Source organism: Caldisericia bacterium, from assembly GCA_026414995.1.
GTDB lineage: Bacteria > Caldisericota > Caldisericia > B22-G15 > B22-G15 > JAAYUH01.
Map to the genome: position 1 here is coordinate 24,028 of JAOAHY010000006.1, position 14,528 is coordinate 38,555.

Annotated in this window: 12 protein-coding genes and 1 tRNA gene; all 13 read left to right on the forward strand. The window is 24.6% G+C overall.

What is annotated here, in order from left to right; translation table 11 throughout:
* Positions 1–77 precede the first annotated feature (77 nt).
* The 13 genes from N3D74_03450 to rpsU all read left to right on the forward strand — a co-directional run bounded on the left by N3D74_03450 (position 78) and on the right by rpsU (position 14,292).
* Positions 78–153, forward strand: a tRNA-Ala gene (locus N3D74_03450).
* Between the two features lie 20 nt (positions 154–173).
* Entirely contained in the window at positions 174–2,657 is a 2,484-nt protein-coding gene (gene leuS / locus N3D74_03455; protein ID MCX8095221.1) for a leucine--tRNA ligase, read from the forward strand.
* A complete protein-coding gene (locus N3D74_03460; protein MCX8095222.1) occupies positions 2,657–3,790 on the forward strand; it encodes a stalk domain-containing protein in 1,134 nt (377 codons plus the stop codon). Before leuS ends, N3D74_03460 begins: the two co-directional genes overlap by 1 nt.
* A gap of 23 nt (positions 3,791–3,813) precedes the next feature.
* Positions 3,814–4,002 carry a 50S ribosomal protein L32 gene (gene rpmF / locus N3D74_03465; GenBank protein MCX8095223.1) on the forward strand — a complete coding sequence of 63 codons (189 nt, stop codon included), beginning with the start codon at positions 3,814–3,816 and terminating at the stop codon, positions 4,000–4,002.
* Complete coding sequence (gene plsX, locus N3D74_03470; protein ID MCX8095224.1) at positions 3,999–4,979, forward strand: phosphate acyltransferase PlsX; 981 nt, start codon at positions 3,999–4,001, stop codon at positions 4,977–4,979. Before rpmF ends, plsX begins: the two co-directional genes overlap by 4 nt.
* Complete coding sequence (gene rnc / locus N3D74_03475) at positions 4,966–5,649, forward strand: ribonuclease III (GenBank protein ID MCX8095225.1); 684 nt, start codon at positions 4,966–4,968, stop codon at positions 5,647–5,649. The genes plsX and rnc overlap by 14 nt, the downstream gene beginning before the upstream one ends.
* Positions 5,642–7,801, forward strand: coding sequence for a copper amine oxidase N-terminal domain-containing protein (locus N3D74_03480; GenBank protein ID MCX8095226.1), 2,160 nt, complete (start codon positions 5,642–5,644; stop codon positions 7,799–7,801). Before rnc ends, N3D74_03480 begins: the two co-directional genes overlap by 8 nt.
* 389 nt (positions 7,802–8,190) lie before the next feature.
* Positions 8,191–9,969: a translation elongation factor 4 gene (lepA, locus tag N3D74_03485; GenBank protein MCX8095227.1), complete on the forward strand. Its 1,779-nt coding sequence runs from the start codon at positions 8,191–8,193 to the stop codon at positions 9,967–9,969.
* Positions 9,966–11,090 (forward strand): radical SAM family heme chaperone HemW, encoded by a 1,125-nt coding sequence (gene hemW / locus N3D74_03490; GenBank protein ID MCX8095228.1) that lies wholly within the window; start codon positions 9,966–9,968, stop codon positions 11,088–11,090. Before lepA ends, hemW begins: the two co-directional genes overlap by 4 nt.
* Positions 11,091–11,098: 8 nt before the next feature.
* The gene (hrcA, locus tag N3D74_03495; protein ID MCX8095229.1) at positions 11,099–12,115 is read left to right on the forward strand and encodes a heat-inducible transcriptional repressor HrcA; all 1,017 of its coding nucleotides are present in this window, start codon (positions 11,099–11,101) and stop codon (positions 12,113–12,115) included.
* Entirely contained in the window at positions 12,115–12,846 is a 732-nt protein-coding gene (locus N3D74_03500) for a 16S rRNA (uracil(1498)-N(3))-methyltransferase (GenBank protein MCX8095230.1), read from the forward strand. The genes hrcA and N3D74_03500 overlap by 1 nt, the downstream gene beginning before the upstream one ends.
* Positions 12,843–14,147 (forward strand): tRNA (N(6)-L-threonylcarbamoyladenosine(37)-C(2))-methylthiotransferase MtaB, encoded by a 1,305-nt coding sequence (gene mtaB / locus N3D74_03505; GenBank protein ID MCX8095231.1) that lies wholly within the window; start codon positions 12,843–12,845, stop codon positions 14,145–14,147. Before N3D74_03500 ends, mtaB begins: the two co-directional genes overlap by 4 nt.
* The gene (gene rpsU / locus N3D74_03510) at positions 14,131–14,292 is read left to right on the forward strand and encodes a 30S ribosomal protein S21 (protein MCX8095232.1); all 162 of its coding nucleotides are present in this window, start codon (positions 14,131–14,133) and stop codon (positions 14,290–14,292) included. The genes mtaB and rpsU overlap by 17 nt, the downstream gene beginning before the upstream one ends.
* The last annotated feature ends 236 nt before the right edge of the window (positions 14,293–14,528 follow it).

Consider the following 14,528-nt stretch of genomic DNA (forward strand, 5'->3'; position numbering starts at 1 on the left):
AATTTTTTATTTCTTTTAAAATTATAAATTAAACTTGACATAGTTTCAAATAAAAAATATAATGATTAAGATTGTATGGGGCAGTAGCTCAGTTGGGAGAGCGTCTCTATGGCATGGAGAAGGTCGCGGGTTCGAGTCCCGTCTGCTCCACCATGTTCCATGGAGGAATACTAATGGCATTTTATAATTTTCGAGAAGTAGAGGATAAATGGATAAAAAGATGGGAAAAAGAAAGATTATATTCAAAATATAATTATGATAAACCTAAATATTATGTTTTAGAAATGTTTCCTTACCCATCTGGTCCTCTTCATATGGGACATGTAAGAAACTATACACTTGGTGATGTTGTAGCAAGATATAAGAGAATGAGAGGTTTTAATGTGCTACATCCTATGGGTTGGGATGCTTTTGGACTACCAGCAGAGAACGCTGCAATTCAAAGAGGAATTTCACCGAAAGAGTGGACTTATAATAATATAAATATAATGAAATCTCAACTAATAAAACAAGGAATTTCATATGATTGGGATAGAGAAATTGCAACATGTGATCCAAATTATTATAAATTTACCCAATGGTTTTTCCTCGAACTTTATAATTCTGGACTTGCATATAAAGATAAGGCACTTGTAAATTATTGTCCAAAATGTAAAACAGTTCTTGCAAATGAACAAGTAGTAGGTGGAAGATGTTGGAGATGCGATTCTTTAGTAGAAAAAAGAGAATTGGAACAATGGTTTTTTAAGATAACTCATTTTGCAGAAGAATTATTAAATGATCTTGATTTGCTTGAAAATTGGCCAGAGAAAGTAAAAATAATGCAAAAAAATTGGATAGGAAAAAGTGAAGGAGTTGATGTTTCTTTCCCAGTATTAAACTCTGATGAATATATTGAAATTTTTACTACAAGACCTGATACTATATATGGAACTACTTTTATGGCATTAGCGCCAGAACATCCTCTATCTGAAAAACTTGCTTTAAAAAATGGTTTATTTGATGATTATAAAAAATTTAAGAATAAGGTTTTAAAATTAAGTGAAATAGATAGAATTTCTACTGAGTTATCTAAAGAAGGTCTGTTTTTAAATAGTTATGCAATTAATCCTTTAACAAATGAGAAGCTTCCAATTTTTGTAGCTAATTATGTTGTTTATCAATATGGAAAAGGAGCAATAATGGGAGTTCCTGCACATGATTCGAGAGATTTTGATTTTGCAAAAAAATATGGTCTTCCAATTAAAATAGTTATTCAGAATAAAGATTATAGTTTAGATGAAAAATCACTAGACAAAGCATATGAAGATGAGGGAATTATAGTTAATTCAGATTTTTTTTCAGGATTACCTTCTGAGGAAGGAAAATTGAAAATTAGTATATATATAGAAGAAAAAGGATTTGGGAAGAGGGTAATAAGGTATAGATTAAGAGATTGGCTAATATCAAGACAAAGATATTGGGGAGCACCAATTCCGATAATTTATTGCAAAGAATGTGGTATTGTACCTGTCCCTTATGAAGATTTACCTGTTTTGTTACCAAATGAAAATGAGGTCAATTTTGGAGTTGAAGGAAAAAATCCGCTAGAGACTGTTGAGTCATGGATAAATACTACTTGTCCTAAATGTGGTGGTAATGCAAGAAGAGAGACAGAAACAATGGATACATTTGTTTGTTCTTCTTGGTATTTTTTAAGATATACATCACCAAAAAGTTTAATAAATCCCAAAGATTTTCCTTTTGATAAGGAAAATGTTAATTATTGGATGCCAGTTGATCAATATATAGGTGGAGTTGAACATGCTATTTTGCATTTGCTTTATTCAAGATTTTTTACAAAATTTTTATACCAAAAAGGTTATATTAATTTTAAAGAACCATTTAAAAATTTATTTACACAAGGAATGGTCCTTTATAATGGAAGTGCAATGTCTAAATCAAAAGGAAATGTTGTATCACCAGATGAAATTATAAATAAATATGGTGTTGATGCTGAAAGATTATTTATTCTTTTTATTGCACCTCCAGAGCTTGATGCAGATTGGACTGATAAAGGAATTGAAGGCATGAGTAGATATGTAAATAGAATTTGGAGATTATTTAACAAATTCATAGATTATAAAAATTCAAATAAAACTTTTAAAATTGATTTAAACAAAGACAAAGAACTTGAAATAAAACTTAATGAGACTATTAAAAAAGTTACAGATAGTATTGAAAATAATTTTAGATTTAATACATCAATAGCATCTTTGATGGAGTTAACAAATTTAGTTCAAGAATATATGAATGATGAAGAGAAAATTAATATAAATCTTTTAGAAAAGATATTTAAAAATTTCATACTTATATTATCACCCTTTGCACCATTCATAACAGAAGAAATGTGGGAGAAGTTAGGAAATACAACAAGTGTTCATCTAGAAAGTTGGCCTTCTTATGATGAAGAAATTCTTAAAAGAGACATTATTGAAATAGTAATTGAAGTTAATGGTAAAGTTAGAGGTAGAATAAATGTAAATAGACATAGCGATGAGAAAGAAATAGAAAAAATTATTTTAGAAGATCCAAAAATCAAGAAATATATTGAAAATAAAAAAATTAAAAATATTATTCATGTAAAAAATAAAATAATAAATATTGTGGTTGAATAATGAAAAAAATAATAATTTTTATATTACTTTTAACTACATTTAATTTGTCATTTAACTTTCAAGAAACTATTATCTCTTTTGGCAATTCAAATATAGAAATTTTATCTAATGAAGAAGTAATAATTCCAATTAAAGTAGATAATATAAAAAATTTATATGGCTATTCAATATATATAGAATTTGAGCCTGAAAATTTGAAGATAATAGAAATAAAAGAAGGTGATTTTTTAAAAAAAGATTCTCAAACCTTTTTTTTATCAAAAGTTGATTTAGAAAGGAGAGAGATTATAGTAGGTTGTGCAAGGAGAGGAAATGTTCAAGGTGTCAGTGGATCAGGAGTTCTTTTTAATATTAAAATTTTATTAAAAGAGAAAAATAAAACTTTTTTAAAATTTAAAGAAATAACTCTTAAAGATAACAACTTGAATGATTTAATATTTAAATCTATAGATTTAAATATCTCACCTAAACTACAAGATATACCTATCTTAAAATTTGAACCCACAGTGCTTGTTTTTAAAAGTTTAGATGAGATTCTAGAAATTAAAATTTCAAATATTGGTAAAGGGGTGCTTAAAGGAACAGTTTATACAAAAGATGACTGGGTAGTACTAAATAAAACAAATTTTGAAGGTAATAACAATATTATATATGTAGCAATCAAAAAACAGAGTATTGAAGAAGGCACAATTTTTATTGAAAGTAATGGTGGAAATGGTGTAATAAAAGTAAAATTTGAAAAATTATCAACAACAAAAATAGTCCTTCAAATTGGAAATCAGATAGCATATGTAAATGATAAATCTTATCTTTTACCATTTCCTCCTTTTCTTGAAAAAGGAAGAACTATGGTGCCTTTAAGATTTATTTCAGAAAATAGAGGTGCACAAGTTTTGTGGGTTAAAGAAGAAAATAAAGCAATAATAATATTTAATGAAGTTTATATAGAATTGTGGGTTGACCAGAATAAAAATTATGTTAGAATGAATGGTGTTTTTTATACTATTGATGTTGCTCCTTATACTTTAAAAGGAAGAACCGTAGTTCCAGTTAGATTTGTATCTGAATTTTTAGGAGGAAAGGTATTTTGGAATCAAGATACAAAAACAGTAACTATATATTTTGAATCATAACTTAAAACTTAAGGAGGTAATTTATGGGAGTTCCAAAGAAAAAAAAGAGTAAATCAAGAGTTAGAATGAGGAGAGCATATTTTTATAAACCACCAAATGTTAATCTTGTTGAGTGTCCTCATTGTCATGAATTAATAGTTCCTCATAGAGTTTGTCCATATTGTGGATATTATAAAGGAAGAGAAATTATAGCTAAAGAGGTAGAAAGTTGAAAATAATTCTAGATGCTATGGGGGGTGATTATGCCCCCCATGAAATTATTGAAGGAGCAAAACTAGCAAAAAAAGAGTTAAATATAGATATAACCCTTGTGGGAAGAGAAGATGAAATTAGAAAATATTTAACAAATGAAGATAATAAACTTTTTGAAATTATACATGCTGAAGAGATAGTGACAATGGAAGATAAGCCAGTTATGGCTTTTAGAAGAAAAAAAGATTCATCAATTAATAAAGGTTTAAATCTTTTAAAAGATGGATTAGGTGATGCATTTGTTTCTGCTGGTAATACTGGTGCAATTTTAACATCTTCTTATTTTATATTAGGAAAAATTAAAGATTACATTAGACCTACACAATCTGCAATAATCCCAACTCTTAAAGGTTTTTTAATACTTGTTGATGCTGGAGCAAATATTGAGGCAAATACTATAAATCTATTACATTGGGCACAAATGGGTAAAGTTTTTTCAAAAATTTTAACAAATAAAGAAAAAATTAAAATTGGTTTATTAAATATTGGAGAAGAGGAAGAAAAAGGAAACGATTTAACAAAAGAAGTTTATAAGCTTTTTAAACAACATTTTGTTGATGAATTTGCTGGAAATATGGAAGGTAAAGATTTTCTATACGGAGATTTTGATTTATGTGTGACTGATGGATTTACAGGTAATATTGCTTTAAAAACACTTGAGGGAGAGGCATCACTATTTCTTTTACTAATAAAAAACATTTTTAAGAAAAATATATTAACAAATATAGCATATTTATTAGTAAAAAATGAGTTTAAGAAGAATTTTGAAAAATTTAATTATGAAAAGTATGGGGGAAGTCCTATTTTAGGGGTTAATGGAACTGTTATTGTTTGTCATGGAAGATCCAAAAGAGTTGCAATTAAAAATGCAATTAAAATGGCTAAACATTTAGTTGAACTTAAGCTTGTTGATAGTCTAAAAAGTGAATTCGATTGATAAATTCATTTCTTTTATTGAGAAAAATTTTAACATTAAAATTAAAGATAAAAAGTTAATTGAGTTATCCTTAACTCACACTTCAAAAGGAATTTTTGACCCTCCCATAAATTTTGAAAGATTGGAATTTTTAGGTGATTCAATCATTAATTTTTTAATTACAGAAAAGGTTTTTAAAAAATATAAAAATTTATCTGAGGGGTTTCTTGCTAAATATAAAGCAATACTTATAAGCAAAAAAACTCTCTCAAATTTTGCAAAAAGTTTAAAAATAAATGAATATCTAATTCTTGGAAAAGGGGAAGAGAAAAATAGTGGAAGAGAGAAAGAAAATATTTTATGTGATGCTTTTGAATCTTTTATTGGAGCAATTTATCTTGATTCGGGAATTAGATCTGTAAGGAAGATTTTAAATAAATTAATAAAAGAGGTTAAAATTGAAAAAATATATGATAGTAAAACTTATCTTCAAGAAATAACACAAAGTAAATTTGAGACATTACCAAAATATTCAGTACTTGAAATAAAAGGTCTTGAGCATGATAGAACCTATATTATAGGAGTTTTTGTTAATAATAAGATAGTTGGAATTGGTGAAGGTAAAAGTAAAAAGGAAGCAGAAAAAGAAGCAGCAAAAGAAGCAATAAAGAATTTAACAAAGAATGAATAGAATCCTTTTTTTAATACTTATAATTTCTATATTAATTTCAAATATTTCTTTTTCTCAAAATAAATTAATAAAAGACAGAAATTTTGAAGAAGATATTGGGAATGGTATATGGATTCACATTAATACTTTTAATAATAGTTCTAATCAAGAAATAATAGATTTATGTAAATTTTTTTTAAAGAAAAATATTAAAAATGTTTTTATACTTGCTAAAGATATAAATGGAGAACTTCTTTATAAAAAATATGAGAAAACACTTCTTAATATTATCGATATATTCAAAAAATTCCAAATAAAGATTCATTATTATATTCCAATTGGTTATGATCCAAAATTTTTAAAAGAAAACCCTCAGGAAGTATCTTTTTGTGCACCAGATAAAAGTAATTATAATGTTTACCCAGATAAAGAAATGAAAGTTCCAAATTTAAATAGTAAAAAATATTTAAATTATATAAAAACAGTTGTAAAAGAATTGATTTATTATTATAATGCTGAAGGTATTCAACTTGATTATATTAGATATCCAAATGTTAATTATGGTTATGATGAAAATGTAAAAAATATTTTTATATCAAGAGGTGGTAATTGGGATAAAATTCTTGAGATTTTTAGAAAAAATGTTGATATCTTTTCACTTTATGACAACAAAGATAAAGATGTTGTTCTTCTAGGAGATGTTAGAAGTGAAATTGTCACAAATTTTGCTAATGAAATAAAAGGGTTCATATCGTCAATATCAAAAGATATTATTTTTTCTGTTACTTTAATACAGAGTGGCTCATCTTTTTTATCATATAAAGAAGGAGGAAAAGATTCTTTTCCTTATGGTTTTCTACATTTTGGACAAAATTATAGAAAGTTATCTGAAATATCAGATTTTGTGTCTCCCCTTGCTTATCATAAAAATTATGATAAAAATCTTGAGTGGGTTAGAGAAATAATAATAAATACGAAAAAGAAAGTTGTTTCAAAAATATTGTGTGGAATACAAGGGAATGATACACATGAAAACATAGAAAAATTGATAAATATATGCAAAGAAGAGAAAGTAAACTTTTCATTGTTTAGATTAGGTACATTTCTTCCAGTTCAAATTAATTTAAAAAATATAGATAGTTTAAAGTATGAAATAAATTTTTCAGTTCTAGATAAGTTTTATGAATATACAAAAATTTATAACTTTGAAATTAAAATTAAAGAACTAAATCTTTCAGAGAAAATTAATATAAAAGAGAAATTCGTAATTAATACTGAAAAAAATTTAATAAGTATATACCTAATAGGTATTCCTCTTTTAACAGATACAGTAAAATTAACTCTTTTTAATACAATAAAGTTTAAAATAGGTGCAAATATATATTATTTAGATGGAGTAAAAAAGACAATGGATGCTATGCCTTTTTTGTTTAACGGAAGAACAATGATACCTGTAAGAGTTATAGCTGAGACTCTTGGATATACAGTTTTATGGAAAGATGGTGAAGTGGTTTTAAACAAAAAAAATTTAACTATCAATTTATTCATTAATAAAAATAAATTAAAAATAAATGGTATAGAATATTTTATTGACTCATTTCCTATAATTAAAGAGGGTAGAACATATTTACCAATAAGATATCTTAGTGAAGTTTTAAATTTAATCGTTTCATGGAATGAAAAAGAAAATGAAGTTTTAATTGAAGGTTATATTGATGATGAACAAGAAGTAATAATTTTATATAAAAATAATTTAAATAACAATATCATAAGAGATTTAGTTTTTAATAAATCTAATAAAATTATTTTTAAAAATATAGATATTAGTTCTTTGATAAAATTAGACAGAGAATTTACATTAAGGGGAATAAAGATTTATCTTTACAATACAGATGATTTAATTTTAAACAAAGACAAATTATTCTCATTTGATGGAATATTTATTGAAGAAGAAAATTATTACTATATTTTGAAAGATAGTAAAAAATACAATATTTTTGATACTAAAGAATTTTTACCAAAAGAAGCCCTTTTAAATTTTGCCAATTTTAGATTTAAAGAAAAATCTAACTATTATATACTTGTTTATGAGAAATTTTTTATTGATTTATTTAAACCTTATATTGAAAAGGATACAAATTTTTCAGGTTTTATTTTAAAAGAAAATAGTTGAGCAAGAAAAGAATTAAAAAAAGAATAGTCAGTAATCTGTCTATTTTGCCACTGCTTTTTATTAACCTTAAAGAATATTTTCCTCTATAAGGCCATAGCAATGGTAATGGCGTGTATGTTAAATAATCTAAAAAAATATGAGATAAATAGGGAATGAATATAAAGTTATTTTTAAATAAAACTAAAATTAGAAATGAAAATAAAAACGAATGTGTCAAATTTCTATGATCTTTTATCTTTATGTCTATATCTGGAAGTAAAGAAACAATTGAATATAAAAAAATATAAGGTTCCTTTTTTATTAAAGAAAGAAGAAAAAGCGAAAATGTATAATGAGTAGATAAAGTCATAAAAATTATTATACAATATTTATGATATAATTTATAAATTATGAATATAAGAAACTTTTCTGTGATTGCTCATATTGATCATGGTAAATCAACATTATGTGATAGATTTCTAGAATTATGCGGATTAACATCGCCTCTTTTAAAAGAAGGTCAAGCTTTAGATCAAATGTCTTTAGAAAGAGAGAGAGGTATTACTATAAAAGCACATCCAGTAAGGCTTATTTATAAAAAAAATAATGAAAATTATATTCTTAATTTAATAGATACTCCAGGTCATGTTGATTTTACATATGAAGTTTCAAGAAGCCTTGCTGCATGTGAAGGTGCAATTTTACTTGTTGATGCAACTCAAGGAGTTGAAGCTCAAACTCTCTCACACTATTATTTAGCAAAAGAAAACAATTTAAAAATAATTCCTGTAATAAATAAAATAGATTTACCAAATGCAAGAATTGAAGAAGTAAAAAATGAAATAATTAATTTAACAAAAGATGACAAAATTACACTTATTAGTGCTAAAAGTGGAATTGGAGTAGAAGATTTGCTTGATAGAATTATTAATGAAATACCTCCCCCTAATATTGAAATAGATTCTCCTCTAAAAGCTTTAATTTTTGATTCTCATTATGATAAATACAAAGGAGTTATAGTTCATATTAGGGTTTTTGAAGGAAAAATAAAAAAAGGAATGAAAATAATGTTATATTCAAACAAAAAAGTTTTTGAAGTAATAGAAGTAGGAGTATTTGAATTAGAACTAAAAGAAACAGATGAATTAAAATCTGGTGAGGTTGGATATTTTGCTGCTTTAATTAGGGATCCTAGGGATATTAGAGTTGGTGATACTGTTATAGATATTAAACATCAAGATGTTGAGCCTTTGCCTGGTTTTAAAGTTTTAAAACCTGTTGTTTTTGCTTCTATTTATCCAACTTTTCCACAAGGATTTGAATCTTTAAGAAAATCCATTGAAAGATTATATTTAAATGACCCTGGCTTTGTTTTTGAACCAGAAGATTCATCTCAATTAGGTCCTGGTTTCAGATGTGGTTTTCTTGGTTCTCTTCACTTAGAAATAGTTGAGGAAAGATTAGAAAGAGAATTTGAGGAAAATATAGTTATAACTTATCCATCAACAAAATATAGAGTTATATTAACAAATGGAGAAGAGATAGAGATTACTAATCCATCTAAATTTCCAGATGAATCAAAAATTAAAGATATTTTAGAACCTATTGCTTTTTTAAAGATAATAACTCCATCTATCTATATTGGAGAAGTTTTAAAATTAATTGAGGTTAGAAAAGGAAGATTCCTAAATATGATTTACATTGATCCCAATAGAGTTATTATTGAAGCAAAAATTCCTTTTTCAAAAATAATAACTAAATTTTTTGATGATTTAAAATCAATAACGAAAGGATTTGGAACTTTTGATTATACAATTTCTGATTGGGAAAAAGGAGATTTAATTAAAGTTGATATATTGGTTAATGGTAAAATTGTTGATGCTCTTTCTTTTATTACATATAGAGATGAAGCATATAGAAAAGCAAAAGATATATTAATAAAAATGAGAAATTTTATCCCAAGACAACTTTTTGAAGTTGTATTGCAAGCAAAAGTTCAAGGAAAGATAATTGCAAGAGAGTCGATAGCTCCATTAAGAAAAGATGTATTACAAAAGTGTTATGGTGGAGATGTAACGAGAAAGAAGAAATTACTTGAAAAACAAAAAGAAGGCAAAAAAAGAATGAAAATGGTAGGAAATGTTGAGATCCCACAGGAAGCATTTCTTTCAATCATGGAAGTTGAATGAAAGAGATATCTTTATATTTTCATATTCCTTTTTGTCTTAAAAAATGTAATTATTGTAGTTTCTATTCTGTTATATTTAATAGAGAAATAAAAAATTTATTTGTAAAATATCTTTTAAAAGAAATTTCTTTAAAAGAAGATATACTTAAAAATTATTATATAAAAACGATATATTTTGGTGGAGGCACTCCATCTCTTCTCAACGAAGAAGATTTTGAATTAATTTTTAATTATTTATATAAAAAATTTAGATTTAACAATACAAAAGAAACAACTTTGGAAATTAATCCAGAAACTGTAAATTTAGAAAAATTTAAAAATTTAATAAAATTTGGAATAAATAGGATTAGTTTAGGAGTTCAAACTTTTAATGATTGTTCTTTAAAATTATTAGGTAGAGTTCACGGAAAAGATAAGATTTTTAATTCATTCAAAATTTTAAGAAAACTAGGATTTGATAACATAAATTTTGACCTAATTTTAGGAATACCTAAAGAAAGTTTAAAGGATGTAGAAAATTCAATAATGGAAACTATGTCTCTAAACCCTGAACATATTTCAATATATTCATTAGAGTATCATGAAGATACGAAAATTTATTTTGATATTATAAATAATAAATTACATCCATGGGATAAGAAAAAAGAAAAAGAAGGTTTTATTTTAATTAAAAATATTTTATTAGATTATGGATATAAACATTATGAATTTTCAAATTTTTCAAAAATTGGTTTTGAGTCAAAACATAACTTAAATTATTGGAGTGGTGGAGAATATATAGGTTTTGGCCCTATGTCATTTAGTTTTATAAATAATATATATACTCAAAACGGAAATTTATTTTATTATTTTAACAAAATTGAAAAAAACAAAAATCCAATTTTAAAAATTTTTTATATCAATTACGAAAAGCTTAAAAAAATTTTTTTAATTTTATCATTAAGGAGAATTAATGGTTTAAATTTAAAAAAATTTGAAGAAAAATTTGGAAAAATAGAAAATTTAGATAATAAATTAATTGATTTAGAAAAAAATGGTTTTATAGAAAAAAATAAACAGAAAATAAAATTAACAGATTCAGGAATCATAATCAGTAACCAGATTTTTTCAAATTTGATATAATTAAAATGATGAGAGATTTAAAGGAGAGGCCAATTAAAGATAAAAAAGAAACAATATTATTTCTTACAGTAAAAGAATATCTAGACACAGGGTTACCTGTAGGTTCAAAGACCCTTGTTGATAAATATATGCTTGATGTATCGCCTGCAACAGTAAGAAATTATATGAGTGAATTTGAAGAGGAAGGTTATTTAATACATATTCATACATCTTCGGGCAGAATTCCTACAGAAAAGGGTATTAAATTTTATATTGATAAAATAATAGAAAAAATGAATGTTATGACAAATCTTAAAATTGAGAAGGATATACAAAAATCATTTGCTATATTAGGAGAAGAATTTATTGATTTATTTTTAAATAAACTTTCAAATTTAACAAGTTCTGTATCATTCTTTTTTTACTCAGTTCCAAAAGAGGATAAAATTTTAAATTTACATTTAATGAACTGCTCTTTTGGTAAAATTTTATTTATACTAGTTCTTGAAGATAAAGTTGAAGAGTATATAATTAAAACAGATAAAGAAATTTCAGATGAAGAACTTTTTAAAATAAAAGTTGAAGTTTTAAAATCATTAAAAGAAAATAACTATATATATCTATTTAAACTAAAAAAAATCTATCCTGAATTAATTATAGAAATTGAAAAAATTTTAAATGAAAGGTTAAAAAAGAGAGAAATTGGAGACATTTATATTAACGGATTAAAATATATTTTATCTTATGAAGATATAAAAAAATCTAAAGATCTTGAAACTTTGATCACATTTATTGAAGAAAAGGAGAAAGCATTATCTTTGATTGATTTTTTAACTGAATTTAAAAATCTTCTCATAATAATTGGTAATGAAATTGATAATTTAACTCTAGAAAAAACAGTACTAATTGATCTTCCATATTTGAAAGAAGACAATGTTGAGGCAGGTCTTGGATTTATTACACCCGAAAGGTTTGATTTTGAATATCTTTTTAAAATATTGAAACAACACGCACTTGAAATAAAGGAGAAATTGGAGAATATATAGTGCATGAATTTTTCATTCCAAAAGATTCTGTTAAGGGTAATATTGCAAAAATTGAAAAAGAAGATTTTCATCATCTAATTCATGTATTAAGAGCAAAAATTGGAGATAAGGTTATAATTGTTATAAATAGAGGAGAAAAATATATTTCAAAAATAGTAGATATAAAAGAAAAAGATCGAATTGTAAAATTAGAAATAGAGGAAAAAATTAATGAAAGTTTTGAACCCAAAGTTAATATTTATCTTGCTCAATCAATTGTTAAAGGAAAAAAATTTGAAGAAATTTTAAAAACTGGAACAGAATTAGGTGTTAAATATTTCTATCCATTAATTACAGAAAGAACAGAAGTTAATTTAAAAATTGAAAAAATTGAGAGGTTTAAAAAATTAGTTAAAGAGGAGGCTCAAGTTTCAAAAAGAAATATAATACCTGAAGTTTATAAGCCTATAAAATTTGAAGAATTTTTAAATTTAGATATAAACACAAAAAATAAATTTATATTTTGGGAATTAGAAAATAAAAATAGTATTTATGATATAGATTTGAAAGATAATGAGGATATTGTTTTGATTGTTGGAAACGAAGGCGGTTTTAGCATTAAAGAAGTTAATATGGCAAGAGATAAAGGTTTTATATCATTAACACTTGGAAAAAGAATTTTAAGAGCAGAAGTAGCACCAGTTGTTATTTTGAGTATATTTCTTTATAAACTTTTTGAATTTAAAAAATGAGTATAAAATTTTACATTAAAACATTTGGATGTAAAGTAAATCAATATGATTCTCAACTTATAAAGGAAAATTTAATTCAGGATGATAATTTTGTTTCTACATCAGATTATAAGAATGCTGATTTAGTAATAGTAAATAGTTGTGTTGTTACAGAGAATGCAGAGGAAGAAGTTATTAAAAACATTAAGAAATTTAAAAATTATGCTACAGTAATAGTAACAGGTTGTTTTTTGGAAAATATGAAAATAGATGGAATATATTATTTACCATTAAAAAATGAATTAAACATAAAAAATTATATTTATGAAATTTTAAATAATAAGAATAAAGAAAGTGAAGTAAAAAATAAGGTTACATTTTTTGAAGGAAGAACAAGAGCATTTCTAAAAATTGAAGAAGGTTGTAATAAATATTGTTCATATTGTATTGTTCCGTATTTAAGAGGTGCTGCAAAATCAAAAGAAATTAAAGTTATAAAAGAAGAATTTATAAATTTATTAAAAAATGGATATAAAGAAATTGTTTTAACCGGAACTGAGCTTGGTTTTTATGGTATTGATTTAAAAATAAATTTAATTGAACTTCTAAAAGAACTTATTAAATTACCTTATGATTTTAGAATAAGACTTTCTTCTATTGATCCTGAGTTTTTTAGTGATGATTTAATTAAATTTATAGGTGAAAATGAAAAAATATGTCCACATATACATTTACCTCTTCAAAGTGGAAGTGATAAAATTCTAACTTTGATGAGAAGAAGATATACTAAAAATTTTTATATTGAAAGAGTATTAAAGTTTAAAGAGTTTGTCAAAAATGGAACTATCACAACTGACATAATTGTAGGTTTCCCTGATGAAAATGATGATGATTTTTATGAAACATTAGACATTATAAATAAAGTTCAATTTTTAAAATGTCATATTTTTCCTTACTCAGAGAGAGATGGGACTTTCGCATCAAAATATTTAAATAATAAAAGATTAGATGAAAAAATAATAAAAGAGAGGTTAAAGTTAATAAACAAAATAGCACAAGAGACAACAAATAAAGTTTTAAGTAATTTTTTAAATAAAGAATTAATTTTCTTAGGAGAAACCAAAAAAGAAAATTTCCTTTTTGGTTTCACAGAAAATTATATTAGAGTTTTTATTAGTGGAATTCATGATAAAAATAAATTTTACAAAGTGTATTTACAAAATAAAAAAAATTTTGTAGAATATGGAATAGTTATTTCTGAATTCCATTATGGAGTTCCAATAAAGAAGGAGGTGAGAATTTGCAATGCCAGCAGTATATAGACGTGAAGGCGAAGATCTCGATAGTCTAATAAAAAGATTTAAAAAAGAATGTGAAAGAGAAGCAATACTTTCTGAAATAAAAAAAAGAGAATTTTTTGTTCCTCCATCTGTTGAAAGAAGAAAAAGAAAAGGAAAAAAGAAATAAATATAGGAGGTGTTAACTTATAGAATCTTCTGAATTAAAAGAAAGATTTTTTTATCCATTCGTTAATGAAGAAGAAGCTGTAACCTTTTTAGGTTATTATAATGATTTAATTAAAGAATTAGAAAAAAATTTTAATTTAAGAATAAAAATAACAAGAGAGGGTTTAAAATTTTATTCTTCAGAAGATATACCAGAGGAACTAGATCAATTTATAAAAGATTTATTTGAGATTAAAA

What these genes read in the sequence shown, in the direction of transcription:
- rpsU (MCX8095232.1), top strand. Translation starts at nt 14,131, where the DNA reads ATGCCAGCAGTATATAGACGTGAAGGCGAAGATCTCGATAGTCTAATA.
- rpmF (MCX8095223.1), top strand. Translation starts at nt 3,814, where the DNA reads ATGGGAGTTCCAAAGAAAAAAAAGAGTAAATCAAGAGTTAGAATGAGG.
- lepA (MCX8095227.1), top strand. Translation starts at nt 8,191, where the DNA reads ATGAATATAAGAAACTTTTCTGTGATTGCTCATATTGATCATGGTAAA.
- hemW (MCX8095228.1), top strand. Translation starts at nt 9,966, where the DNA reads ATGAAAGAGATATCTTTATATTTTCATATTCCTTTTTGTCTTAAAAAA.
- N3D74_03480 (MCX8095226.1), top strand. Translation starts at nt 5,642, where the DNA reads ATGAATAGAATCCTTTTTTTAATACTTATAATTTCTATATTAATTTCA.
- hrcA (MCX8095229.1), top strand. Translation starts at nt 11,099, where the DNA reads ATGAGAGATTTAAAGGAGAGGCCAATTAAAGATAAAAAAGAAACAATA.
- N3D74_03460 (MCX8095222.1), top strand. Translation starts at nt 2,657, where the DNA reads ATGAAAAAAATAATAATTTTTATATTACTTTTAACTACATTTAATTTG.
- leuS (MCX8095221.1), top strand. Translation starts at nt 174, where the DNA reads ATGGCATTTTATAATTTTCGAGAAGTAGAGGATAAATGGATAAAAAGA.
- mtaB (MCX8095231.1), top strand. Translation starts at nt 12,843, where the DNA reads ATGAGTATAAAATTTTACATTAAAACATTTGGATGTAAAGTAAATCAA.